Genomic DNA, 25,602 nt, shown 5'->3' on the forward strand with positions numbered 1-25,602 from the left:
TTACCAGGCTTTACGGCCAACCTTTTGGCTCATCCGATATTCTTATCCCGTAATCTGATGTATATTACCGGTCAAGAACCAATCATTACTACTGCTATGCGACTTTTCTTTACACTTGTCTTTGCCTGCCTTGCCTTTGCCCTGAAGGCGCAGGTGCCTGCTCCCGCTCCGGCTCAGGCGCAGCCCGTTTACGTCACCGGTGCCACGGCTCATGTGGGCAACGGGGAAGCTATTGAAAATGCGGTCATTGCTTTCGCCAACGGTAAAATTACCTTTGTGGGCACGGCTGCTGAAGCCGCTGGTCAAAACTGGGCCGGGCATCAGCAAATTGAAGCCAACGGACAGCATATTTACCCCGGCTTTATCGCCACGGCCACCAATTTGGGGCTGGTGGATATCAGCGCCGTACGGGCGACCCGCGATTACGACGAGACCGGTACGATGAACCCCAGTGTCCGCAGCCTGATTGCTTACAATACCGATTCTCCGGTGACGCCCACAGTGCGTTCCCAAGGGGTACTGCTGGCACAGATTGCACCATCCGGTGGGCGCGTTTCGGGTATTTCCAGTATTGTGCAGCTCGATGCCTGGAACTGGGAGGATGCGGCTTACGCTGCTGACGATGGACTGTACATCAACTGGCCATCCCTTTTCAGCTACAGCTGGAAGGATAGGCGCTACAGCAAAAACGACGATTATACCGAGGATGTGGAAGCGCTGCGCGACTTCTTTAAGGAAGCCCAGGCCTACAATCAACGTAAAGACCGCGAGCAGCCCAACCTCAAGCTCGAAGCCATGGCCCCGGTGCTGAGCGGTGAGCGTAAGGTTTACATCCGTGCACAGGAGGCTAAGGAAATCCTCCATGCCGTACGCTTTGCGCAAAATTTCGAATTGAACCTGGTCATTGTGGAAGGGCGGGATGCCTGGATGGTTGCCGATGCGTTGAAGGAGGCTGAAGTGCCGGTCATCCTCAGTTCCACTCAAAGCCTGCCCGCCCGGGTGGACGCGGACATTGATCAGCCCTTCAAAACGCCCACCCAACTGCAGGAAGCCGGCGTGCTGTATGGGTTTGGCCACGAAGGGTACTGGCAGCAGCGCAACCTGGCTTTTCAGGCCGGGCAGTCGGTGGGTTATGGGCTGGACTACGAGCAGGCTGTGGCCGGACTAACGGGCAATCTGGCAAAGATTCTGGGCATCGACGACCGTACCGGCACCCTGGAAGCCGGCAAGGACGCTAATCTGTTCATCAGCCGGGGCGATGCCCTTGATGTACGCACGAGCGAAGTGCTGCACGCCTTTATTCAGGGGCGCAAGATCAATCTGGACAATCAGCAAAAGGTACTCTACCGTAAATTCCGGGACAAGTACGAACAGGGCGGCCGTTAATGTTGTCCTAAATCCGCAATGATGGCCGGTGCAGGGCGTTACCTGTAAGTAAGACTAACGTCTAAATTCCAGAAATACATGGGGGTTAAGCAACTTATCGCCCCCGTTTGTACGTTGTGTGTATTGGAGCGGCTGGCATCAGCTTAGCCTGCTTAACCGCTCCTGAATCACTGAACTGTAACAATATGAAAAATATACTCCTGACCTTCGCCGCATCCCTGTTTTTCCTCGGCCTTTCCGCTCAGGAAACGAGTGGCTCTGTAACCATCAACGGGCAGCGCCTGCCTTACATGATCGATGCCTGTGGCGACACCCTGATTATGGCAACGCTTGATGATGTCTCCGTCTCTTCCATGCGGGAGTTTGACAACCGGGAGGACTACCTCAAGTACCGCCGCTACCGCCGTTATGCTGCTGTGGTGTACCCCTATGCTGTAGAGGCCATCAAGCTGTTCCGGGAAGTGGAATACGCGACTGAGCACATGAAAGACAGGGAGCAACGCCGCTATATCCGTCAGCTGCACCGTGACCTCAAGCGCGAATTTACGGACCCCCTCAAGGGGCTGACCAAGACACAGGGTATGATCCTGATAGAGATGATCGAACGTGAGCTCGACACGCCGCTTTTTGAACTCATCAAGGACCTCCGCAATGGTCTTACCGCTTCCTATTGGAATACGATGGGCAGCCTTTTTGGCCATGACATAAAGGAAGGGTATGTGGAAGGGAAAGACCCCATCCTCGACTCCGTACTCCGCGATATGAACATCAGCTACGAGATTCCGGCCAGCCGCCCGGGCGGAGCTGTGGGGGGAGAGTAGCACGCAGTGAGGTCAGCGTATTATGCGGGCAAACATACAATGGCCCCGGCAAAGGCAATGCAAACCTTTACCGGGGCTGTTTTTTTAGAACTTTATACCGAAATACAGATTGGGCTCAAACAGGAAGTAATTCCGCCATTTGTCGTCCAGGGCTTTAAATTCATCAGGCGTATTGGTGTCAAACATCCAGTGCTGGCAGTGGACCTGCGGTTCTATGAAAAACCGTTTTTCCTTGCCGAAGGCAAAATGGTAGCCCAGGTGATAGGAATTGTACAGCTTGAAGCCATCTCCAACCTTGTTGTTGTCCTCGTCCAGGTAGATTTTGAACTGCGGGAGGACTTCAACGGTTGCAAACAGCCCTTTCCACAGCATACGCTGATAGGTGATGCCTATACCTGATTCCCGCACATGGCCGGGGTAGAATTCGCTTTCAGACTCTAGCTTATCCAGCAGGCCGTCCCACCACACAATGCCCATAGGCTGGAATAACCGCCAGGTCGCCAGCTTGAGCCCGATGATGTTCTTGTCATCCAGATCGCGTTTGATGTGAAGTTCTATGTGCTGTGTATGGGTCCGGTCGTCCCAGGATTTGGTGGCCAGCTGAGGCAGCGTGATGACGGGTAGGCTCACCCTGTACTTACGGGCTACTTTGGCGGCACTGCCGGTCTGTAGGTCGCGCTGAGCAAAAACACTGCTAAGGGTGCAAAAGGTGAAGAGGAGAAGGAGTGTGTTTTTCATTTTGAAAGAATTAATGGTGAAAAGTCGAATGATTGATTACACCACAAAGATGCAGGGGCAGGGCGCGGCGGTCGTCCTGAAATGAGATTGAGGACGTTTAGTAGGCTGTACCAAAATTGATGGGCGGCCCGGGCAGCCGCAGCCTATGAAAACCCGCAGGACTTCAAGCGGACAGGCGGTTTTGTAATTGTGTGGATTTGGTTTGAAAAGCTAAGGAATAGGGCCGAAACCCTGGTTTGGTGAGATTTGGGACTTTTTTGAGGGGGAGGTGTGGGCTATAAATAACCTTTTTGGAGCATATCCAGGGTTAGGCTTCATGATTTGTGGACACGTAAGTTTGATGAAGCCATCGCTCGCAGAAAGGTAGATCAGTGCAGCTGAATAATTAGAAAGCCAGGTTGGATCTATGCAGGCCTCCAGTCAAACGAAAGGATTTTTCACCGTCAGCTCTTTATCGAAGACTTGCCCATGCTGTAAATCTTCAGAGTATAGAACTGAGCAGCCCACTTCTAAAGCAGAGGCTATAATCAGGCTGTCGTAGAAGGAAAAGCCGTAGCGGTTCGCTATCTGGCAAGAACTCTGTATCGTATTGGTAGTGTTGGTGTACACCTCATTGTTTTGTTCCATCTCAAGTAACACCTGTTGAATGTCCTGCCAGGCAAAATTGAATTTTTTGAACAGTACATTTGCTGCTTCCTTGAACACCTGAGTACTAATAATGGTCTGTTCGGTTGAAATGATACTTTGAATTTTATGCTGTTTAGGCGTGTCTAAATTGGTATGGGCATAGATCAACAGATTGGTATCCAAGAAAACTTTTTGATTATCGTTCATTGGCCTGATCTCGGTTAAAACGGTAATTGAATTTTTGTTCGTTTGTCACATTCAAAACGGTGAAGGATACCTCTTTCTCGGATTTCTGGATAGCTTCATCAATGACAAAGGCAATGACCTCAATCTCTTTCCCGAGGAAATCATCAGGCAAGGTCAGCGTCAATTCATTGCCCTGAGCGGTAACAATAGTTCGTATCATAATAGCTTTAATTTAGAGTGCTGTGATTTTTTTGAAAAAGTCTCAGTCCATATGCGAGGCATAACGGTGCCTGTAGTGCTGAAGATAGTGCCTCTGTTACTTTCGTCCAACTGACTCATCCGTTTACTTGTTCAAACCCTCATTTGTCCTTAAACATTGATTGTACTAGGTAAATTATCCATTGAGTACGAAACCCATAATTATGATTAAACAACCTGATAAATATTTAGAGTTCCTTTAGATATGTTGTTCTAACTGTCATTTTTCAGGTAGCTGCAATCAAGACAGTTGATATACTGACAATTAAGTGGTTTGCCACAGCAAACCTACTCAATGTCAGCATTTACGCTGAGAATTGGCTTGCTCCGATGTCGCAAACCAATTCGTATTGCGTATAACTGGTTTTGCACTACTGTTTTTGAAACGTTTCCTCAAAGTAAGGCTGATTAGCGGCATCATACTCCAGGCTGATGGTATATTCAAAGGGCTGCCCGTGCAAGCGCAAGTTTTGACCATCCGGAGACAGCTGTAGCTGAAAACGGCGTGTTGGTGGGCGCTGCTTTTGTTCGTCGGTACGTTGCCCACAGACCACGAAAGCTCCTTCATAGGCGGTTGGTTGCAGTTCCAGCCATTCACCCTCTTGCTCAAAGCGCCCCTCTTCGGTGAATGCTGCTTTGTTTTCACAGCCTTGTGTGAAGTTGTCGTAGGAATAAGTCAGCTGGTAGCTGCCATTCTGCCGGAGCTCGAGCAGGTGGCCGTAGCCGTAGGAGCCGTAGCTGATTTTCCCGGATACCGGCTCCTCATACACCTCACCGGTCTGATAACTGACCACCTGCATCCAATTGCCGGTAAGGGCTGCGGTCGGGCTGTCTTGTGCCAGCGAATCGCCGGTTTTTTCGGCATAAGCCGCACAGTCCCTTGAAAGGCTCGCACAGAGCAATTGCATACCACCGAGCCGCCCGAAGTCAGTCGGCAGGGCGGAGAAATAACTGCAAAAGACATAACCCGAAGACGGATCATAGGTATAGTACCCGGCTACTTTAGCCTGTTGCCCTTCAATGCTGGCCCGAAACCACTGTAGCTGGTCTGCCCCAGCTTGTTCCGTCCGCAGCACCTCAACGGTGCCCACCAGTTGCTGTAAGAAATCCTGAAGTAATGCAGGGGTGGGCGCAACGGAAGTAGCCGGCATAGCCGCAACGAGCAGGCCGGGGCTCTCAGGGTCACCGGGCCGGGCTTCGGCGGTCCAGAGGAACAGTTGCTGTTGTTGCTGTACCTGTGCGGTCCATCCGGCCGGGCAACGGTACTGAGTGTGGCCGCTAGGGTCTGTGACAAGGCCGGGCACCTGTGCGGATAGCGGCAGGCAATAGCAAAGAAATAAAAAGAGGATTAGTCGCATGAGTCCTGGATTGGTATTTGGGTACCGAAAAATAGTATATTTTGGGCATTAGGTCTTATGGGGGGAGTGTAAAAGACAAAAGCAGCCAGGCAATGAGTAGATTATTTGATATTGGGTTGATGCTGTTTTTGCTGATTATTCTGTATCGAATCACCCTGCTGAATAAAGAAAGAAAGCGGTTGAAGGCTGCTCTTGAGCAAAAGCCCGGCGATGAAGAAGCTGGAAAGTATCGTTTCTTTTTGTTGTTCCGGTTGAGCATGTACGTATTATGGGGGCTGATTTTCTTTTACTACGTCTATTTCTTTCTCGTGGGGTAAGGTTTCGCGTTCGAAAGATCAGTTATTAACGTTAGATACTACAAAGGAGGACAACTTTACCAGGTCCATGGACTCGGCTATATTATGGGAGGGGAAGTGTTCCCGGTCATGGCTTGATCCATGGAACATCAACATATCCTCTTCCTGCCACAGGATACCCTCATTTGTCGAGAAGTATGAAATGGGCTGTAGGTGGAGGAGGTGCAGCCTTAGCTTTTAAATATGGGTGGAACAGTAATGTTTCTTCAAAAACAAGTAAACAAGATGAATTCATTCGAAGATTCAGTAAAAATACTCCGACAGACATCAGAGTCAAAAGCTCAGCTAGATATACTTAGAAACGGGCAGGTTTTACTGCAGGTTTTCAGAGCTACTGATGTAAAGGCTTGGGAAACCAAAGTAGACTGTGAGCAAGATGATGAATTGTTTATTGCATTGTTTTTTCACGCAGCCAAACTTTCCAATTCGGAAAACTTTGATCGATTTTTAAAATCTGAGCTAATTGAGCTTTTTCAAAAAGTAAACTTAGGGATAGATACCTTTTTACTCAGCACTAAGATATACTTTACAAATGGTGAAGTTTTAAATGTGATTACCAAAGTTTTGCAATCAGTATATCAACTATCTCCGGGCGAGCAACTAGAGTTTCGAGTTAATAGTTATTAGTGCATTTAGGTCGGCTGCTCGGTGATACCCCCAGGACAGCAGCTGTCCGTGTCCCATAAACAGTCCGGGCAGCTGTCGATGACGATGGAGGCTTTCCTTTTGGAAGCGAGCGGCTCAGGGCGTGGCGACATAACAGGCGTGGGCACAGAAACCGAAGGGGAGGAGTGTGAACTGCCCCCGACCGGCTGCACGCCTGAAGAGCAGGCGGCCCAGAATAAGTCGCTCTCGGAAATCCACAATAACATGTGCAGCCTGACAGGCAGCGGCCAGGCAGCGTACCCAATAACGGTATACCTGGTACAGCTTTGCGACGGCTCTACCGCATATATAGCAGGAGATGGGAATATGGAGCTATTAGAGGGCGACTATAATATTCTTGACCAGCTAGTGCTGACTTCCCCTGATATGATATTGGACATTGTCATAACCAAGAAGCGCCCGCTGTTCGCGATGCGCTTCGGCCATCAGGAGAATGGGAACATAGACGAGCTGGCCTGGAAGATAACGAACCGCTCAGAGAAAATCTACTACCCGTCCTACGACCCGCTAGACCGGCTTACGGGCGCAAACTATGGTTTTACAAGAGTACAGAGTATAACACCACAAGTAGGTGCGCCGTATCTGGATATGCAGGTAGTGATGAGCAACACCTATCAGGTGCCAAAGATAGGTTATGACGGCATCGGCAATATCATGGAGCTGGTAAGGATGGGACAGCGCCCGTCCCCGCAGAACTGCTTCGAGCCAGGCCTGATAGACGACTTGGGCTACACTTATGATACGCAGAGCGGGCACCTGGTTTCAGTCCGAGACGGTGCCCCAAGCGGCTTTAAAAATTACGGCTTCAAAGACGGCGCCCCGGGGAACGACTATATGTATGATGACAATGGGAACCTCATACAGGACAACAACAAGAACTTGTCATTCACCTACAATTACCTTAACTTGCCAAAGACGATTGGCCAGGCAAGCTTCCTGTACGATGCAGATGGCACGAAGTGGCGCAAGATAGGCGAGGACGGCATTACGGAATACGCCAGCGGCATCATCTTCAAGAATGGGAGTGTGGAGGCCATAATGGACAAGTCCGGGCGTCTGGTAGCAGAGGGCACGGCCCTAAGCCAGGGCATGCGGGCGGAGTACTGGCATCAGGACCACCTGGGCAACACCCGCCTGGCATTCTCCGACTACGTCGTACAAGATGGCGTGATAGAAACGCAGGACGACCCCAATACGCCGCAGGACGATATTGAGGTCACTCAGGAATTACATTACTACCCCTTCGGTATGGAGCAGCTGGGCAGCTGGTACGGTACTGTTGCTCCGGACAACGACTACCGCTATAATGGCAAGGAGCTGAATGAGGATTATGGGATGGACCTTTATGAGTATGGCTTCAGGTGGTATGATGCGGCTATAGGGCGGTTTACGGGGGTGGATCCGATTGCGGATGAGTTTGCCTGGGTGAATACGTATAATTATGCGGAGAATGAGCCGGTGGCGCATATAGACCTTCATGGGTTGCAGAAGTATAGGGCAGATATGAAGGAGTCAAATAGTTTTTTGCAGCATTTGAAAAACCTGCCTCATAATCTTATGGAAGGAACAAAAACAATTATGATCGAGTTTGGCGATGCAACAGGTATATCTAGCTTGTTTGAGCAGGGTTCTCCAAATACGGAAGATTTCCACGATCATGGATCGGCTAAAGGAGGGTATGAAGAATTTTCCTCAGGTGGCGATTTAAACAGTGAAGGGACTAGTCCCACGGCGTCTGCTGAGGAAGGGGCTGAAGTAGAAATTATCATAGTCGACGATATGTTCCCTTCGGGAGGAGGCTCAGGCGGGATGAGTGGTATTCCTGATGAGATTCAGCAGTTTGATGATTTTTCTTCGGCCGTAGATCAAGCAAGAAAAGTTTACGATAAAATAAATTCAGATGAGAATTCTCAAGAAGCTATAGAAATAGACACTGTTTATATGTTTGGAGATTCTAAGCAGACAAAATCAAGACCTATAAATGAAGAAAGAAATTAAATTTTTCAAGCTAAGTTTATTCCTCCTCTTGGTCTTAATAGGGTGCGAGAAAGATGATTGCAGGGTAGTAGAGTATTACGAAGAAAGTCATGATCCTATGATGAAGATGTGCCTTATTGATGGTAATGCTGAATTATATGAAGTTGAGACATATTACCAAAGTGGCCAGATTAAATCACGGTTTTTGATGGAATCAGGAAATATTAATGGCAAGTTGAAGAAATTCTATGAAAGTGGATCATTGAAAGAAGAATCTACCTACAAAGAAGGAATATTGCAGGGGGATTACCATACTTACAGAGAAAATGGTAAGCCTTATGTATATAACTACTTTGTCGACGAATTCGCTGTGTATGCTAAGACATATAAGGATCAAAATGGACACCAAGAGGTACTAGAAACATATAGACCAGTATTAGTTTACGAAGCAGATACAGTTTATGAACTTGGGAGTACTTTCAGAGTTAAAGTTAGCTTACCCATCCCCGATAGCCTTTTAGGAGATAAAGAGCTATATTTCGCCTACCAGATGAAATCAATTTCATTGAAAGATAGTGTGATTATTAACCCTTCGAACGAAGTACATTTGAATAGCAAAGAACCAGTAATTTGTTCCGTTTTATTGGACACACTAGGTAAAAGAGTATTTTATGGGCATGTTGTAAATAAACCGGAAAAATGGTTTTATGATTCGTTTGAACGAGTGATTGAAGTAGTCCCTCCTTCATCTGTAAATAAGGAACAATAAGAGCTATGCAATAGCTAAAGTGCCCCGCTAACAGTAGCCTGCAAGCAACCGTCCAAAAGTAGCCGCTGCAAGTCAGTTCCACCGCCACGCCAGCTATCCACCCAGCAATAAGACCGTAGCAGTTGCACTGCGGCTGGCTGGAGTGTATTTTGGGATATTGCGCCCCAGCTGCCCTGCGTTATGCCAGTCGCTACAGCAGCAGCCAAGACCACAAAAGCCAAATTGAATCCATCTCGCCAGGAATGCAAAATAGGCCTCCATTTTTTTTTAGCGGCCTGGTAATTTCCCTATTCCGCTCCGACTTTGGTCTATCAACAACATGCTGGATGCCAAGATAGCAGTAGTATTTGATTAGGAAAGCGAGGAGAAAAGAACCCAAATGGTTTACTTTTTGTTTATAATCATGTATTTTGTCAACCAAAGCAACTTCCAGCATGCATTCAGCATTTCCTAAACGGCTCAAAGCTGCACGTCTTCAGGCGGGCGCCACTCAGGCAATCCTGGCTGCTGCCATAGGGGTGAGCAAACAGGCTGTTAGCCAGTTTGAGCATGGGCGCAAAAGCCCGGAGAGTAATACCCTTATCAGGATTGCGCAGTTTTTGGGGAAGCCGGTAGGGTACTTCATGCGCCCACTGTCCATTCAATTAGAACAGGTAGATTTCAGGAAACGGGCAAGCCTAAAAGGCAAGGCACTCGAAGCTGTAAAAGCTAAAGTGCTGGACCATCTTGAGCCCTACCTGGAGCTTGAGGAAATCCTTGGAATAGGAATCGGTTTCACTAACCCGATTGCTGATATCCAGATTACTCAGATTGAAAATGCTGAAGAGGCGGCCTGCCGGTTAATGGAAGCTTGGAAGCTGGGCAACAACCCAATTCCCAATATTGTGGAAATGCTTGAGGAGCACAACATTAAGGTAGTCATGGTAGATGCCGACCGTCAGTTTGATGGCTTAAGTACTATGGTAAATGGCAGGATACCAGTTATAGTGGTCAACCGCAATTGGGATACTCTTCGTGTCCGGTTTACTGTTCTGCATGAGCTTGGACATTTAGTGCTTCAGTTTCCAAAAGAAGCCGGGCACCAATTCTGTGAAAAAGCCTGCAATCGGTTTGCAGGCGCAATGCTGTTGCCAGCAGAGGTGTTTCAGGAAGAAATAGGATTAAACCGTAAAAGGGTAGCGCTATCTGAATTGATCCCAATAAAGGAATATTATGGCCTCTCTTTAGCTGCAATGATCTACCGTGGAAGTGAGCTGGGCATCTTTACCCGGGGCGTTGCTAATAGGTTTTGGAAAATGAGAAACCAAAATCCGGAGCTAAAAAAAGAAAATCCGGCACAATTCGGCCACTACCTTGGGCAAGAACGGTCTTCCCGCTTTGAGCAATTGCTCGCCAAAGCGCTGACCCTGGAATTGGTCACCTACAGTAAAGCAGCACAGATGGCAGGGAAGTCTCTGAACGATCTCAGGAAGGAACATCAATTGGTTTAGATGCAGGCTGTTGCGATAAAAGGCTTCGGAAAGTGGGGCAGAAAACAGGTGTTGAGGTACATGGAATACTGTGGTTGCTTGATCAACTGTTTGCTGAAGGGATGATCAGTCCGACAACAGCCTGTGAAAAAATAAGACTGCTAAACAAAGTGAACCCGCGACTACCCTCAGCTGCGGTTCAAGAGCGGATGAAAATATGGTGTGCTTGACTAAGTATAACGACCCCAATACGCCGCAGGACGATATAGAGATCACTCAGGCTGAAGCAAAGCGGAAGTCCCGGTTCTTACCGGGAAGCTGCACTACTACCTACCGCTTACAGCGGCACAGGCTATTTGGCATGGTGCAGCTGGGCAGCTGTACCATGCCGCCGTAACTGTAGTGCAGGCGGCCTACAGCACCGTAGCCCCGGACAAAGACTACCGCTATAATGGCAAGGAGCTGAATGGGGATTATGGGATGGACCTCTATGAGTATGGCTTCAGGTGGTATGATGCGGCGGTGGGGAGGTGGCATGGGGTGGATCCGTTGGCTGATTACCAAGAATCCAGAACTCCTTACGGCTATTCTTTAAATAGTCCACTAGTTTATATTGATCCTGACGGCTCTTTACCTATATTGATAAATGGTCGAGTTGCAGGCTGTGAATCAAGTTGTAGAGGGAGTAAAGATTACTGGGGTGAAGAAATTCTAAGAACTATTGCTAACAGCGGAATTCCTAACCCTGGAGGGCAAAGGCATTTCGTTGATGGCGATAGGCACATGACTCAAGATGAGGGCGGGTTTTCTGTGATAGCAGCAGGCAGTTATTTTACTGGTAATATCGCTTGGCAAAGAACTGCTGCAGGTTATTCTCAAGCTTCTGATGATTTTGAGAAAATCATTTCTAAACTGGAGAGAGACCCAGAAACAGGATTAATTACCGAAAATATTCAGATTTATTCTCATAGTCGAGGTTCAGCATTTGCTGAAGGGTACACAAAAAGACTAATTGAGTTGATCAAAGAAAATTCTGATCTTTTCGCTGATCCTAATGGCGTTGTAAATCTTTCTATGAATCTAGCACCTCATCAGTCGTGGGCTGTTGATGCTACAGATGGAGTTCCAAGCTATTCCTTTCACCATAATGACGACAAATTATCAGGAAACTCAATGGAAGGAGTTCTGGGAGCTTTTTCATCTGGTATAGGGAACGGGACAATGGAAGCCCATGGGGTTTCTTCTTTTGTGAATGAAGTTGGCGCATTTCTTTCATCTTACAATAGTAACGGAGCCTCTCAAGCTACAATAAATGACTTTGTCAGTAAGATGCAGAACCAGTATGGAATTAAGGTTACAGTTCAGTAAATAGTATTATGATGAAGTATCTTGCTTTCATTATCGCAAATGTCGCAGTTTTTATCCTGCTGAGGTATTTTTCGATTTTCACCTTTGTCCTTTACAGACTAGGACCCCACGCAAAATATTCTGTTTGGGATTTTGTTCCGGCTTTTGCTTTGCATCTATTGTTCTTGATAATTTGTCTCTTTAAAAAAGGTTGGTTCTGGACAACTATTTTGACTATCAGTATAACACTTCTATTGTTTTATGGTCGTCATTATAACTATATACCTAACTCAATAGTCCCTTCTTAACGCCCCACTAGCCCCGCTAGATGCAGGCTGATCCCGAACTGGCTGCGGGAGAAGCTTGACGGTTAGCGATGACGGATGCATCAGTAGAACCACCCTGTACGTCAGTGCCTTTGAATTTGAGGAAACGCCTGATCATCCTATGCGACTAGAGAGCATTAATGGTCATTCAGATGGACACTTATTACAAGACTAGGCAACCGCAGATCTTGTCACGGGTGATGTGCCAGGCAGACAGGAGTATTATTACCGGGATCACTTAGGGAATGTTCGCTTGACCTTCTCCGGCCTAAATGCTGATGGAGGTATTACCGTGGGTAGTATCTATGATCCGGCCAACGAAATCATTGCGGAGCGACATTATTACCCATTCGGTATGGAGATGAACGGGGAGTGGTTTGCAACTGTGGCACCTGAAGGTCACTACCGCTATAATGGCAAGGAGCTGAATGAGGATTATGGGATGGACCTCTATGAATATGGCTTCAGGTGGTATGATGCGGCTATAGGGCGGTTTATGGGGGTGGATCCGATTGCGGATGAGTTTCCATATTTGTCTGTGTATAACTATGCAAGTAATGATCCCGTCACGAATATTGATTTGCATGGGTTGCAAGGGGAACCCTATTTTAAATTGAATGCTAAAGGTGGTTTGACTCAAGGCACATATGGAGCTGAATTAAGAGCACTTGGAGCTAGAGAAGGGACTGTAGCAAAAATAGCTGCCTCAAATTTAGTGAAATTAGAAGGGGGACTTACAGGAAATGAAGAAGAAGGCATTCGTTTTGAAGGGCAAGAAAATGTGATTTTTAATGATCCTGAATCTGCTTTTGGAATTAGTTTTGGAGAGTTTTTTGGTGGGAGTTTTGAGGTTACTGGCAATGAGGAAAATGGGAGTATGAAAACTACTGCCGAAATAAACTTAGTACTTTTCAAAGTTAAAAGAGAGGTAGTTGAGAAAGAAGGCGGTGAAGTTGAAACATCAACCTCTTTTGTTTTCGAATTGGGTGCTTCAGGAGGGTTAGGAGTGCTTGGAGGCTTTTTCAATATTTCACTTGAGTTTGGGGAAACAGAAACTATGAACTCGTTACAAGATAGTTCATCTGATGAATCGTCTTCAAATCAAGCAGAATTAAGACCAAAATATTGATATCATGAGCGGCTTTATTGCATATAAACTTGTACTTTTTCTACTGTTAGCAAATCTTTATATCTGGAAAGCCTATATGCTATTAAATACATGCATCTTTCAAGAGGAGGAGAATGGTCAAATTTTTTTAAAGCCTACTTTAAGCTCCCCTTTTCTTCTAGACTATTAGCACTAAGCCCGCTGCCAGTACTCAATGGGAAGGAGGAACATACAACACGGAGGAAAGTCAATGTTATATTTTTTTTATTAGTTGTTATTTTCCTTCTATTTGTTTTACCGCCTCATTCATCATAGGCCGTACCGTCCACCTTAACCGCGTGCAGGCGGCCTACAGCACCGTAGCCCCGGACAACGACTACCGCTATAATGGCAAGGAGCGGAATGGGTAAGAGGTTGCCTTGCCAAGATGTAAAGGGCTAACTACCCGGGTTGATTAGTCTTTCATAAGTGGGTTTGATCCGCTCGCTAATTAGTTTTATTACTTCCGAAAGCTGAAGCCCAGTGTCAAGTTTTGCTTTGTTGAGCCAAGCTTTCCAAATAGTATTCCTGTCTTTATCTTCATGGAATGCGGGCTTAAAAAGACTGTGGTCTGAGCTTACTGGTGTACCCCGTCGCCCGAATGTTTGCCGGATTGCTTCCTCTAGAGTTACATCATCCACTGTATGGTTTTTCAATAAGTGATAGACATCATAGAAATCTTTCATTCTAGTGTTCATTTCACCCAGGTCGATCATAGCTTCGAATTTTTATGCGATGGCGGATTCGATAGAGTAGGTATAAATAACGGGAGGCTCCATATCAAGAATAACAGGGTAGGTCATTTTAATTGGGGCAGGTACGACTTTATCTCCAAAACCAATGTCTATTTGTAACCGTTGCTTAGTCCGGTGAAGGTGTGCTGTAACACCGATTCGGACTCCCTGATAGTTGCCATCCTTAATAATGTCTTCTGTGGAAAGGGAGTCTAAATTAAAGGTTACGCCATCTTCTTTGTATGGCTGCTCACAAATGTGTGTTATTGCCGCTCTAAGCGCCTGATGATTTGGATCAAGCTCAAGACCCAGAAAGTCAATATCCTTTGTGACCCGGCTACGCTCTCCTTCCAGTGCATAGAGGAACGCAGCACCTTTGAGGCAGAAGTGATGCTTGTATTTTGACTGGGATATTCGGTACAGAAACCGTTCCTGAAAATAGCGAAGTAAAAGCAATTGATGGCTTTTGCCTTCTGAACGGGCGATGTGTAACAGCCGTCCTTTTACCGAAGCCACGATGTTCTTCTTTTCCTTCATAGCAGCATATTCAGATAGCGCTTTATAGTATTTTCAACCCTTAGCAGGCGGGCGAAGCGGAGCAATTTATCAATGTTTCGATCTCTTTCTTTTAGAAAGTTTTTCAGTACTTCTTTCTCAATATCCTTTCCGATTTTATTCCTAAACCGAATCGCATCACACACTGACTTTTCCTTTTCGTAAATCGGAACTTCCGTATTCCCTATTTTGACGTAGGTGATGCCCAGCTGCCAGTAGGCTTCACTCCAATAGTAAAGCTTTATTGGTGGGTAATCTGGCAGCGCAACCTTTTGGGACTTCTCAATGGCAATGTGGTACTCAGGAGGTACAAAATCCGAAAGCCCGTAGTAATCCCAAGCGGAAAAGAGGCATACGACACCCTTTGGGACGATCCGGCAAACCTCTTCCTGCTCGCTGTCTGCACTGACCGAAGTAAGACGGTACAGCCCCCGTTTAAGCTTGATAATGGCTCCTTTTTCCAGCAGTAGGTCAAGGTAGTGGTTGTGGAAGCCTGCTTTAAGGATCTCACCTGTTCTTGCATAGCCGTTATTCCGGCGGAATATTCCGAGAATAGCCTCTTCTTTTTCCATATTGTAGAGTATACTGCTAATTTAAATAAAGGCAGTAGATTTTACAAATCTTGATTACATACATGATATTGGACAATTAGCAACCGCGCTTTTGATCTGCTGCCCAGGCTTTAGTATAGAGAGAAGCTTGGTTATCAAAAGCCTATATTGGTTACCTTTGTTTAGACTACTACGAGGTGATGTAATTACACATTTGGCATGGAGCACCTGGGCAGCTGTACCGTCCACCGTAACTGCGTGCAGGCGGCCTACAGCACCATCGCCCCGGACAAACCGCTATAATGGCAAGGAGCTGAATGAGGATTATGGGATTGGGCTGCATGATTATGGGGCTCGGTGGTATGATGCGGCTATTGGGAGGTGGACAAGTGTCGATATGATGGCTGATGACTTAATGCAACTAGATAAATCCCCTTATGCTTACGCCTGGAATAATCCAGTTAAACTGACAGATCCTGATGGTAATTGTCCGTGGTGCATTGGCGCTGTAGTGGGGGCTGCTCTTGATTATTCTATACAGGTGGGGGTAAACTTGGCTGAAGGAAAAAAGTTAGGAGACGCTTTGACTGATGTAGATAAGAAATCCATACTCATTTCTGCGGCAGCAGGTGCCACTGGGGCAGGTCTTTTAAAAAATGCGTCTAAGTTAGCTGATCCAAAGACTAGGAAAGCAGCAGAGATGGCAGTTGATGCGAGTGTAAATATTGTTGCTCAAGCAGCTAATAAAGGAGAAGTTGATTTAAGAGAAACAGGTATTGCTATGGGCTTAGGTCAGGCGGTAAGAACTCCTGTCAAAAAGGCTGTTCAAGATGGAGCTGCAGAAACCACTCAGCAGTTGAATAAAAAGGTTGATGCTGCAAAAAATGCTCTTAATAAAGTTCAAAATAGGAATAGAGCGGGTTTAGCTCCTGAAAAAGCTAGCGCAAATACTTCAGCACAACGACAGCGTTTACAAAGTATTCAAAGAAACAGAGCTGCACATATTAGATCAACTAATACTGATGCAGCAGCAGCAGGAGCAGTTTCTTCGGGTGCAGGTCAAAGGTTTATTAATAGTCTTTTGCCTAACACCGGACCAACTTATAAAACTTATGTAGAAAAGAGAGATTAAAGAAATAATCTTTTGTAAACAAATAGAGATGATTGAAAAATATGTTAATGTGAAATGGCTTGCGTGGATGTTTGCTCTAGCACTTTTTATTTCTGTTGCTTATGATATCCGAACAGGAGTTCTATGGGCGAGCATTGTTAGTGTAGCTTCAATATACTTGTATTCTTTGAATAGGATAATTAGCCGGCTTTTTTCTGATAGCAGTGAATTGAGGTCAGCTAAAAATACTTACGATGTTATTTTGATTTTATGTATGGTTGTATTAACTTTTTTAATAAGCCAGAATATCACTCTTAGCCTATTTTTAATTTTTAGTGGTTGCATATTGGTGGCTATTATAAATTTGATTAGCTACATACAATCTAGGTATACTTAATCCATGCTGCAACTAGTTTACGCTCTCCGCTGACAGCAGCTTACAAGCCGCCGTTCAAAAGCAGCTGCAACAAGTCGCTTACACCAACGCGGTAGCTATCCAGCCAGCATTAAGACCGTAACAGTTGCACCGCGGCTGGCTAGAGCGTATTTTGGATACTGTGTCTCCCGGTGGAAAAGGAGCTGGAGATTACGCAGGCTGTAGCGCAGCGGGTATGATGCGGCGATTAGGGTGAGTCCATTTGGGATAAAACCATTATATTTATGATTACAAAACAAATGCTTATGAGTGCTGTAGAAATCAGAGCCGAAATCCAGTCTTACCTGGAGCAAGTGAAGGATGAGCGCTTTTTGAAAGTTGTTCATTCTATGTTGGATACTTACGTCAAAGAGCAGGAAAACGAGATCGTTGGCTATCGGACCAGTACACACGAACCTGTCTATAAAAATGAGTTGGCTGCTGAATTGGATGCTGCTGTTGCTGCTGTTGAAGCAGGTGATTTCATTACATTGGAAGAGCTACAGGCAGAAGTCGAGAAATGGTGAAATCCTATCAGGTAGTTATTACCAGTGGGGCCAGGCAGAGCCTCAAAGATATAACAGATTATATCCGTCGAACAGACTCAGACAAGCAAGCTAACTACGTTAGTTCGGAAGTACTAAAGTTGGCTCAGTCCTTAGTCAAACTCCCCAACCGGTACCCTGAACTGCTGACTTCCGAAGCAACAGGTGCAATTTACCGGTATATCCCTAACAGGTACAAAGTGAAAATCATTTACACTGTTCAAGAGGATAAAGATCGGGTAATCGTCGTGAGAATGTATCATGATCGCCAAAGTCTTGATGCGTTGAAGAAAATCTTACCTTAGGTTCTAAACGCACAAGCCTGACGTAGTCTGTACACAAACACCCCCCCTACCGCGCCTCATCCTCATAATCATCACAGTGGTAGTGGCGGTACTGCCGTTGGCTGCTCACTTTCTGGGTTTTGCCGCCGTTCTTCTTGTCGTCCAGCATCAGCTGAATGAGGCGGTGGCGCTCGGCAGCGATGGCTTCCCGGGCTTCCAGGTCGGCGGCCCGGTCAAAGAAGAGGGTGCCGTCGATGAAGGTCTTTTCCGCCCGGCTGTACATGGACAGGGGGTGGCCGGACCAGAGCACTACATCGGCATGCTTGCCTGCTTTGATGCTGCCCACGTATTCATCAAGGTGCAGGAGTTTGGCAGGGTTCAGGGTTACAAACTTCAGGGCGTCTTCCTCAGATACGCCACCGAAAAGCACGGCTTTGGCAGCTTCCTGATTGAGGCGGCGGGCCATCTCTGCATCGTCTGAGTTGAAAGCCACCGTGACACCCTGCTCGTGCATCAGCGCACCATTGTAGGGAATGGCTTCCTGCACTTCGTATTTGTACGCCCACCAGTCGGAGAAGCTTGAGCCGCCGGCGCCGTGGGCCGCCATTTTGTCTGCCACTTTGTAGCCTTCCAGGATGTGGGTAAAGGTGTTGACGCGGAACCCAAACTGCTCGGCTACCTTCATCAGCATATTGATTTCGCTTTGCCGGTAGGAATGGCAGGTGATGAAGCGCTCTCCGTTGACAATCTCCAGCAGCGTCTCCAGGTCGAGGTCGCGGCGGTAGGGGGCGCCCGAGGCTATCTTTTCGCCGTAAGCGACGGCCTGCGTGAATTTATCCACATACACCTGCTCCACGCCCATGCGGGTCTGTGGGAAACGGATGCGGTAGTCTTCGCCCCAGTTCGACTGCTTGACGTTTTCGCCCAGCGCAAACTTGATGAAGGGAGCGGCTTCCTTAAATTTCATTTCCTCCGGCGTGTAGCCCCACCGCAGCTTGATGATGGCCGACTGCCCGCCAATGGGGTTGGCAGAGCCGTGCAGCAGTTGGGAGGTCGTTACTCCGCCTGACAACTGCCGGTAGATGTTGACATCTTCAGAGTTCACCACGTCGCCAATGCGCACCTCGGCCGTACTGGCCTGTGAGCTTTCGTTCACGCCCCGGCTGATGGCAATGTGGGAGTGTTCGTCAATAATGCCGGGCGTGAGGTGGAGCCCGGTGGCATCAATGACCGTTGCGCCCTTGGCCTTCAGCCCCTGCCCAATGGCCGTAATTTTGCCGTCCTGCAGCAGCACATCGGCCGCTTCCAGTATGCCGTCCGCTTCGTTGGTCCAAACGGTGGCATTTTGGATGAGGTAGGTTTGGGGCTCGGGGCGCTCCGTCCAGCCGTAAGCGGTGAAGGGGTAGATGAGGTCGCCCATCTCCGGCAATTCCGGGGCAGGAGCGGGCTTTTTCGCATCTTCGTCCTTTTCGTCTGCTTCAACCGGTTGTTGGAAGGCCGCCCGCCAGTCCACCCACTGCCCGTCGGCCGATTGCCCGCGGCCGCTCCAGTTGCGCCCGTTGAGGGTGCCGGAGAGGCGGACCTGCCCGGTGGAGTCAGGGGCAAAGGAAAGGGTCAGCAGTTCATCCGCTCTTTCCAGTTTGACCTTTACGGAAGTGGAATCAGTAGTGTTGATTTTGGCAGCCGGTTGCTCATCGGTGCCGGTGATTTCCAAAGCATAGGTGTCGCTGCCTACTTGGAGGTCGTACTGCCCGGTCAGCTGAGGGGTGGCAATGGCTTTGTGGGTGTAAGCTTTGCCCTTGACCCAGGTCTGATAAATTTCCGTGCCGTCCCCAAAGAGGGAGCCGTCCGTGACGATAAAATTGGCCAGCTTGCCTTTTTCCAACCCTCCAAGGTGATCCGTCGCCTGCACCAGCTCTGCCGGGGTGTAGGTCAGCGCTTTCAGGGCAGCGGTGGTGTCGAGCCCGTACTGTACCGCTTTGCGCAAATGCTTGAGGAAGTCGGTTTTCTTTTCCAGTCCATCCGCCGTAAAAGCGATGGGGATACCGGCATTGGCCAGGCGGGCAGGGTTGGAAGGGGCAAGCTCCCAGTGCTTCAGCTGCGCCAGGGTGACCTGTTGGGCATCGTAAGGGTCAGTCACATCGTAGGCATCCGGGAAGTCGAGGGGGAGAATGAAGGCGGTGTTAAGGTTTTTCAGGGCATCCAGGCGCTGATATTCGTCCCCCGTGCCTTTGAAAATATAGGTTTTGTCAAATTCAGCACCCAGCTTAGCTGCCCGCAGGATTTCCAGCCGGTCGCCAATCGCAAAGAACTGGGGCAGCTCCTGTACGGCATTCCAGGCTTCCAGCGACAGGTTCACCTCTTCGCTTTGCTGTTGGTACCAGCCGGCATCGTAGTAAGTTTGGCGGAGCAATGCGATCATGCCCATCAGGGAATTGGGATAGCTCTGCGTGGAAGTCCCTTTGCTGAAGGAAAGCGCATGGCCGGCTTTTTCGGCTACAATCATCTCGTGGGCGCGTTCGTCACCCAGCCCTACCAGCGTCATCGTGCCGCGTGAAATGCCATCCATACGCTGAGCCGCCACGGCACCAAAGCCAATTTGCCGCAGGGTTTTGGCCGCTTTGGCATCCGGGTTGAAATGGGCATGGGCTTCAAAGTCTGGCTTCAAAGCTTCATTCCAGCTGTAGGCGCCTGCTTTATTGGAAAGCATCTGTGGCTTGCGGTCAGGAGATTGGCCCTCCGCTTTAGGCTCCGGCATGCCATAGTCGCTGTAGAGGTCGATAAATGCCGGGTAGATGACCTTGCCTTTGACTTCCACTTCCACAGCGCCCTGCGGTACCTGCCCGCCGGCCGCCACGGAGACCACATAGCCATCGCGGATGACCAGCGTGGCATTTTCCACTTTGGTGTCGAAATCGGTGAAAACCGTCGCCCCGGTCAGGGCGTAGTAGCGTTCGCGCGGGTCTTCCACGCCGTTGTTGGGGAAGGTAACCTGTGCGGATAATTGGATGGAGAGCAGGCTCAGCAGGAGAAGAATGGTGTTTTTCATACGTATCGCAGTAGTAATTTAGAGCAAAATAAAAAAAAATCCCGCTTTGTTCAGCTTTTCAACTAATGCGGACTGAAAAGACTTAATAGAAGTATGGAAGCCAAGGAAACTTTTTTGCAGCATCTGCAGCGCAGCCTTTCGCAGGGCACTTTCGTAAAACTGACCCTGAGCAAGCCGGGCGGTGCGGACAAGTCGTTTAAGAATGTCTACGCCCGCCTCATCGAGCTGAAGGGGGCGCCGCAAGTGTCCTTTACCCTGCGCTACAGCACCAGGGACATCACGAAGAACCACCCCCCGGAGGAGGCGGTGCCGATGATCGGCCTGTGGCTGGGGGAGGATTTCCTCAATGCCGACCTGCTGACTACCGAAGCGGATTACAGCCTGCAGTACAACCGCAAGCGGAAACCCCGTTTGCATCAGCGGCAGGCTTCAAAAGCGGCACCGCCCCCGAAGGCGCACAACAAGCCCAAGCAGTATTTCATTGAGGCTTCCGGCAATGCCTATCTGCAGGCTATGGGCATCACCACGGCTGAAGGCAAGGTGCGGGCGGACGGGCAGCGCAAGTTCCGCCAAATCAATAAATACATTGAGATCGTGGATAGCCTCCTGCAGCAGCATGGGGACTTCCCCCGGCAGCCACATATTGTCGATATGGGCTCCGGCAAGGGGTACCTGACTTTCGCCCTTTACGACCACCTTGTCAACAACCGGGGCTGGCAGCCTTCCATTACGGGTATTGAGCTGCGGGAAAACCTGGTCGGCTTCGGCAATGAGCTGGCGCCCAAAGTAGGGTTCACCGGGCTGCAGTTCCGCGCACAGGATATTTTTGAGTACGAGCCGGAGCGCATAGACATGCTCATCGCCCTGCATGCCTGCGACATCGCCACGGATATTGCCATTGCCAAAGGCGTGCAGGCGGGAGCGGAGATCATCATCGTGGCGCCCTGCTGCCATAAGCAGGTCCGCAAAGCCATGCAGCCCACCGAAGGCTTACAGCCCATGCTCCGGCACGGCATCCTGCAGGAGCGGCAGGCCGAACTCGTCACCGATGGCATCCGCGCCCTGCTGATGGAAGACCGGGGGTATGAGACCAAGGTGTTCGAATTCGTCTCCACCGAGCATACGCCCAAAAACCTGATGATTGTGGGCATCAAGGGCCGCCGCAATGCCTCCGCTTTAGCTGAGGTGGAGCGGATTAAGTCGGACTTTGGGGTGGGGGAGCATTACCTGCAAGGGCTATTGGACAGATAAGGGCATAAAAAAAGCCCTACCAAAAGCAGGGCCCTGAAATATAAAGCTATGAAAACTAAAAAATCTTATAGTTGAACCGATTGGGGCGGTAAAGTGCCTGCCCCAACGGTTCCTATGTTTTACTCCTTCTCGTCGCTGACTTCACGGCCACCGTCAAGGCGGTCCTGAAGTTCTTCGAGCTCTTCCCACTTACCTTCGTGCGCAAGTTTAGCTTGCTTAGCCCAGGTAGCAGGGTCGTGCATCCGGTAGCGGGGACCTGCCTCATCGAGGATCGCCTGTACCTTTTCAGTAGGTGCATTGGCGAGGTCTTCCCAAGTGTGGATACCGCCTTCATTCAGCAGACCTTCGATTTTCGGGCCTACGCCCTCGACCATCTTCAGGTCATCCTGATTGATTTTCTTACCGGAAGGTAAGGTAATTTTTTCAGATTTGGAAGCTTTTGCCTTTGGCGTTTCTTCTTTTGCCTTTGGAGCAGGTGCTTCTTTCTTTTCAGGAGCCGGAGCCGCTACTGCTGCTGCGCCGTTGCCGTTAGCAGAACCATTAGGCATAACGTTAACGTAAAGGCGGTTCTTGCGGCGGCGGCGGAAGGTTACGGTGCCTTCGATGCCTGCGTGCAGCGTGAAGTCTTTGCCCATGTAAACGTTTTCGCCCGGGTGGTACTTGGTACCGCGCTGACGAACGAGGATGTTGCCGGCTTTAGCGTGCTGGCCTCCGAATAGTTTAACGCCGAGTCTTTTCGATTTACTGTCCCGGCCGTTGTCCGTACTACCTACACCTTTCTTGTGTGCCATGTCTTAAACAATTTTAGGTTTTACAAAAACCGCACCCCTGGCCGGGGATTAAACGGCGATACTGTCGATTTGGATTTGGGTGAAGTGCTGACGGTGACCGTTCTTACGACGGTAGCCCTTGCGGCGCTTCTTTTTGAAGACGATAACTTTGTCTCCTTTCTGGTGGCCGAGTACCGTAGCGCTTACCTTGGCGTTCAGCGTCGGCGTGCCTACAGAGACTTTGCCGCCGTTGTCGACGAGCAGTACGTCCTCGAAGGATACGTTGTCTCCTTCACTGGCTTCTAGCTGGTGGACGAAAAGCTTCTGCCCTTCCTCAACTTTGAACTGTTGACCAGCTATTTTTACGATTGCGAACATGATTCTATCTGTTTGAAAAGATGAATATTGAAATTGAGGGGCAAAGATACAATACTCGCGCCAGATTACCAAGCCTTTCGGGCTTCCCTACTTTCCTTTGCCCTGCAGGAGCACCAGCAGGGTGTAGAACATGATTTTAAAGTCCAGTGCCAGAGACATATTCTCAATGTAAAGAATGTCAAACTTCAGCCGCTGTAGCATTTGGTCCAGGTTGGAAGCATAGCCATATTTTACCTGTCCCCAGGAGGTGATTCCAGGGCGTACCTTGAGCAGGTGTTTGTAGTGCGGGGCTTCTTTGGTGATCAGGTCAATGAAATACTGCCGTTCCGGCCGCGGGCCAACGAGCGACATGTCCCCTTTCAGCACATTCCAGAACTGCGGCAGCTCATCCAGCCGCCACTTGCGCATCACTGCTCCCCAGGGCGTGCATCGGTTGTCGGTATCGGAGCTTAGTTGTGGCCCATCCTTTTCTGCATCTGTAAACATAGACCGGAATTTGTAGATCATAAAGGGCTTGCCGTTCAGCCCGATGCGTTCCTGCTGAAAAATAATGGGGCCCTGTGAGGACAAGCGTACCCGGGTGGCAATGTACAGGTACAGGGGCGATAGGATCAACAACATCATCGCGGAGGCCGTCAGGTCAATAAGCCGCTTGACCAGGCGTTGCCACTTCGGCATCAGGTCCTGCCGGATTTCGATGAGTACTGCCCCGTAAATGTGGCTCATCTTTACGGTGCCCAGCATAATATCGTACATGTCCGGGATGATCTTGACCAGCACCTGCTCATCAAAATCGAACAGGATATTAAGCAGCTCCCTGAGGCGGTTGTGCTCTGAGGTCTCAATAGCGATGATGACCTCTTCTATATTCAGGTCTATGATACTTTGCTCCAGTACATCCATACCGCCAATGCGGGGTAGGTGAGCGGCCAGTTCCTCCTCTTCTGTACCGTTCAGGCTGATGAAGCCGATAAACTTATTGCCCAGCCCTTTCTCCCGGCCACTGATTTCTTCGTAGAGTTCCACGGCCTTTTGGTTACTGCCAATGATGAGCGTATTGTAGGTGATCAGGCCTTTCTTGAGGCGTTGGCTGGCGCGGGTCAGAATGTACATGCGCACCGTGGCCGTCAACAGGAAGTGCAGCAGGAATAGTGTGGTGAAGGAGGCCCGGTAGGTCGTGTAGTTGGTAACAAAGTCATCCAGAATGAGGGTGAAAAACAGGAAAGTGACCCCCAGAAAACTTAGGAAGAAGGTCCGGGCAAGCGTAGCCAGGCGGGAAAGGCGGTAAATATCCCGGTACTGATCAAAAATGGAGTAGAATAGCAACCATCCGGTAGGAATAACCAGTACGCCGTACCAGAAATTCGTATCCGTACTGATCACCGACCAGTCCGGTTGAGGGGCTTCCAGCTGCTTGCGGTACACGAAAAAACAAGCCCAGGACAGCATGGCTGTAATGAAGTCTGCCACCTGATATTGCAAGGTGTGCAAACGGCGCTGTCGGTTCATGTTTTTTTGCATGTAGATAAGTTGCTTGGTTCAGGACTGAGCAGTTAGAAATGCAACAGCTTTATATTATCCATCAGGACTACTGCTTCATTCCGTACGAATTGCCCATTCTCAATAGGGATAAGAGCCTGAAAAACAATTTGGTATTCATCAAGCCCGGATTCCACAACGGCAGCGGAAAGGTTGAAGTAGATTTTTTTCCATTCCCCGGAAGCGTTGAAACCAGAAAGGAAAATAGCCTGCCCGTTGCCTATAGTCCCTGCATTGTCAAAGCCAATGATCCCGAAAGTAACCGGCACATCGGATTTATAGTCTACCTCCAGATATACGCTTGTGGTAAAAGGGCCGGTAAGGTCCGCGTAGCGCTCAAAGGTGGCTGCCTCTACAATGGCTGCGGAGGTGTCCAGCTCAATGCGAAGGGAGCGGCCTTCAAAGGCATCTTCATCTACAGATGACATTTGTGAAAGGCTGCCCCGTCGTATTTCGGAAAAGATCTGCGTCCCTTCATTAAAATCCTCAATAAAGGCAAATTTGGTGTTGTCGCTGTAGCGAAAGACCGGGCGGATGGTATCCGTGGTGTTGGGCCCCAGGTCAGCCTGTGTCTCAAAGTTGGCAAAGAAGGGGTAAATGTCAGGGCTGTTGCCCAGGCCATTGTCCTTTACGCCGGCCTGTACCACAACTTCTGATACGCCCTCCTCCAGTACGGGCAGCGTAGCCGGCAATGCGTAGGCACCTACAAAGCTACCGTTTACAGACACCCAGGCTTCCGAGATATTTGAGGAAGCGGAGCCCTCGTCAGCAGCTGTTTGTACACTCACGGAAGGGATGTGAATGTACCCCGGAATGGGTTCTTCCGGATTGATGATTTCACAGCTGACCAACAAAGCGGCGGCTAAAATCAGAGCGGGTAAAAAGGATGAGTTTTGCTTTTTCATAGCTTAATAGTTTGTCGGCTCTGGTAAGCAAGAGCCGGAATTTAGCGTCAAAGGTTGGGTGTTACAGGTGTTAAAACTCCAAAA

Annotated in this window: 24 protein-coding genes and 1 pseudogene; 14 read left to right on the top strand and 11 right to left on the bottom strand. The window is 48.9% G+C overall.

Going from position 1 to position 25,602, the window contains the following annotated elements; all coding sequences use genetic code 11:
• Nucleotides 1–96 precede the first annotated feature (96 nt).
• On the top strand, nt 97–1,386 hold the full coding sequence (locus tag IX84_RS11950; RefSeq protein ID WP_044220801.1) for an amidohydrolase family protein: 1,290 nt from the start codon (nt 97–99) through the stop codon (nt 1,384–1,386).
• Nucleotides 1,387–1,571: 185 nt separating this feature from the next.
• On the top strand, nt 1,572–2,207 hold the full coding sequence (locus IX84_RS11955) for a DUF4294 domain-containing protein (protein WP_044220610.1): 636 nt from the start codon (nt 1,572–1,574) through the stop codon (nt 2,205–2,207).
• A gap of 84 nt (nt 2,208–2,291) precedes the next feature.
• On the opposite strand, the gene IX84_RS11960 is transcribed toward IX84_RS11955, so the two are convergent.
• The 4 genes from IX84_RS11960 to IX84_RS11975 all read right to left on the bottom strand — a co-directional run bounded on the left by IX84_RS11960 (nt 2,292) and on the right by IX84_RS11975 (nt 5,374).
• Nucleotides 2,292–2,945 (bottom strand): hypothetical protein, encoded by a 654-nt coding sequence (locus IX84_RS11960; RefSeq protein ID WP_044220613.1) that lies wholly within the window; start codon nt 2,943–2,945, stop codon nt 2,292–2,294.
• 420 nt (nt 2,946–3,365) lie between these two features.
• Nucleotides 3,366–3,755, bottom strand: coding sequence for a PIN domain-containing protein (locus IX84_RS11965; protein WP_160213743.1), 390 nt, complete (start codon nt 3,753–3,755; stop codon nt 3,366–3,368).
• A gap of 13 nt (nt 3,756–3,768) precedes the next feature.
• Nucleotides 3,769–3,978, bottom strand: coding sequence for a hypothetical protein (locus tag IX84_RS11970; protein WP_044220617.1), 210 nt, complete (start codon nt 3,976–3,978; stop codon nt 3,769–3,771).
• 409 nt (nt 3,979–4,387) lie between these two features.
• A complete protein-coding gene (locus tag IX84_RS11975; protein WP_044220621.1) occupies nt 4,388–5,374 on the bottom strand; it encodes a hypothetical protein in 987 nt (328 codons plus the stop codon).
• Between the two features lie 92 nt (nt 5,375–5,466).
• Between IX84_RS11975 and IX84_RS11980 the strand changes: the two genes are divergently transcribed.
• The 8 genes from IX84_RS11980 to IX84_RS12020 all read left to right on the top strand — a co-directional run bounded on the left by IX84_RS11980 (nt 5,467) and on the right by IX84_RS12020 (nt 13,413).
• On the top strand, nt 5,467–5,691 hold the full coding sequence (locus IX84_RS11980; RefSeq protein WP_044220624.1) for a hypothetical protein: 225 nt from the start codon (nt 5,467–5,469) through the stop codon (nt 5,689–5,691).
• Between the two features lie 264 nt (nt 5,692–5,955).
• Entirely contained in the window at nt 5,956–6,357 is a 402-nt protein-coding gene (locus IX84_RS11985; protein ID WP_152605014.1) for a hypothetical protein, read from the top strand.
• A 48-nt stretch (nt 6,358–6,405) separates the two neighbouring features.
• A complete protein-coding gene (locus tag IX84_RS11990; RefSeq protein ID WP_152605015.1) occupies nt 6,406–8,394 on the top strand; it encodes an RHS repeat domain-containing protein in 1,989 nt (662 codons plus the stop codon).
• Nucleotides 8,378–9,142: a toxin-antitoxin system YwqK family antitoxin gene (locus tag IX84_RS11995; protein ID WP_044220634.1), complete on the top strand. Its 765-nt coding sequence runs from the start codon at nt 8,378–8,380 to the stop codon at nt 9,140–9,142. Before IX84_RS11990 ends, IX84_RS11995 begins: the two co-directional genes overlap by 17 nt.
• Nucleotides 9,143–9,576: 434 nt before the next feature.
• Nucleotides 9,577–10,632: a helix-turn-helix domain-containing protein gene (locus tag IX84_RS30940; protein WP_052515967.1), complete on the top strand. Its 1,056-nt coding sequence runs from the start codon at nt 9,577–9,579 to the stop codon at nt 10,630–10,632.
• Between the two features lie 205 nt (nt 10,633–10,837).
• Nucleotides 10,838–11,008: a hypothetical protein gene (locus tag IX84_RS33335; RefSeq protein ID WP_160213745.1), complete on the top strand. Its 171-nt coding sequence runs from the start codon at nt 10,838–10,840 to the stop codon at nt 11,006–11,008.
• A 5-nt stretch (nt 11,009–11,013) separates the two neighbouring features.
• Nucleotides 11,014–11,979 carry an RHS repeat-associated core domain-containing protein gene (locus tag IX84_RS12010; protein WP_044220640.1) on the top strand — a complete coding sequence of 322 codons (966 nt, stop codon included), beginning with the start codon at nt 11,014–11,016 and terminating at the stop codon, nt 11,977–11,979.
• Nucleotides 11,980–12,486: 507 nt separating this feature from the next.
• Complete coding sequence (locus IX84_RS12020) at nt 12,487–13,413, top strand: RHS repeat domain-containing protein (RefSeq protein ID WP_044220646.1); 927 nt, start codon at nt 12,487–12,489, stop codon at nt 13,411–13,413.
• A gap of 416 nt (nt 13,414–13,829) precedes the next feature.
• On the opposite strand, the pseudogene IX84_RS34090 reads toward IX84_RS12020, so the two are convergent.
• Together IX84_RS34090 and IX84_RS12030 are read right to left on the bottom strand one after the other, a co-directional pair.
• A pseudogene (locus IX84_RS34090) lies at nt 13,830–14,702 on the bottom strand (nucleotidyl transferase AbiEii/AbiGii toxin family protein).
• On the bottom strand, nt 14,699–15,292 hold the full coding sequence (locus IX84_RS12030; protein WP_044220649.1) for a type IV toxin-antitoxin system AbiEi family antitoxin domain-containing protein: 594 nt from the start codon (nt 15,290–15,292) through the stop codon (nt 14,699–14,701). The pseudogene IX84_RS34090 and the gene IX84_RS12030 overlap by 4 nt, the downstream one beginning before the upstream one ends.
• Nucleotides 15,293–15,485: 193 nt before the next feature.
• On the opposite strand from IX84_RS12030, the gene IX84_RS12035 reads away from it, so the two are divergent.
• From IX84_RS12035 to IX84_RS34550, 3 genes are all read left to right on the top strand, one after another.
• On the top strand, nt 15,486–16,403 hold the full coding sequence (locus IX84_RS12035; RefSeq protein WP_238578268.1) for an RHS repeat-associated core domain-containing protein: 918 nt from the start codon (nt 15,486–15,488) through the stop codon (nt 16,401–16,403).
• Between the two features lie 660 nt (nt 16,404–17,063).
• The gene (locus tag IX84_RS12045) at nt 17,064–17,324 is read left to right on the top strand and encodes a hypothetical protein (protein WP_044220657.1); all 261 of its coding nucleotides are present in this window, start codon (nt 17,064–17,066) and stop codon (nt 17,322–17,324) included.
• Nucleotides 17,318–17,647, top strand: coding sequence for a type II toxin-antitoxin system RelE/ParE family toxin (locus IX84_RS34550; protein ID WP_044220660.1), 330 nt, complete (start codon nt 17,318–17,320; stop codon nt 17,645–17,647). The genes IX84_RS12045 and IX84_RS34550 overlap by 7 nt, the downstream gene beginning before the upstream one ends.
• A gap of 46 nt (nt 17,648–17,693) precedes the next feature.
• Here the strand turns inward: IX84_RS34550 and IX84_RS12055 are convergent, their stop codons facing one another.
• On the bottom strand, nt 17,694–20,675 hold the full coding sequence (locus tag IX84_RS12055) for an amidohydrolase family protein (protein ID WP_044220662.1): 2,982 nt from the start codon (nt 20,673–20,675) through the stop codon (nt 17,694–17,696).
• Nucleotides 20,676–20,768: 93 nt separating this feature from the next.
• On the opposite strand from IX84_RS12055, the gene IX84_RS12060 reads away from it, so the two are divergent.
• A complete protein-coding gene (locus tag IX84_RS12060) occupies nt 20,769–21,926 on the top strand; it encodes a class I SAM-dependent methyltransferase (protein WP_044220664.1) in 1,158 nt (385 codons plus the stop codon).
• 119 nt (nt 21,927–22,045) lie between these two features.
• Here the strand turns inward: IX84_RS12060 and rpmA are convergent, their stop codons facing one another.
• The 4 genes from rpmA to IX84_RS12080 form a co-directional block, all read right to left on the bottom strand.
• Nucleotides 22,046–22,717: a 50S ribosomal protein L27 gene (gene rpmA / locus IX84_RS34555; protein ID WP_044220667.1), complete on the bottom strand. Its 672-nt coding sequence runs from the start codon at nt 22,715–22,717 to the stop codon at nt 22,046–22,048.
• A gap of 48 nt (nt 22,718–22,765) precedes the next feature.
• A complete protein-coding gene (gene rplU / locus IX84_RS12070; RefSeq protein ID WP_044220670.1) occupies nt 22,766–23,074 on the bottom strand; it encodes a 50S ribosomal protein L21 in 309 nt (102 codons plus the stop codon).
• A gap of 87 nt (nt 23,075–23,161) precedes the next feature.
• Nucleotides 23,162–24,583 (bottom strand): sugar transferase, encoded by a 1,422-nt coding sequence (locus IX84_RS12075; protein WP_044220673.1) that lies wholly within the window; start codon nt 24,581–24,583, stop codon nt 23,162–23,164.
• Between the two features lie 44 nt (nt 24,584–24,627).
• A complete protein-coding gene (locus IX84_RS12080; RefSeq protein ID WP_044220676.1) occupies nt 24,628–25,518 on the bottom strand; it encodes a hypothetical protein in 891 nt (296 codons plus the stop codon).
• Between the last annotated feature and the right edge of the window lie 84 nt (nt 25,519–25,602).

The sequence above is a fragment of the Phaeodactylibacter xiamenensis genome (assembly GCF_000759025.1).
Lineage (GTDB): Bacteria > Bacteroidota > Bacteroidia > Chitinophagales > Saprospiraceae > Phaeodactylibacter > Phaeodactylibacter xiamenensis.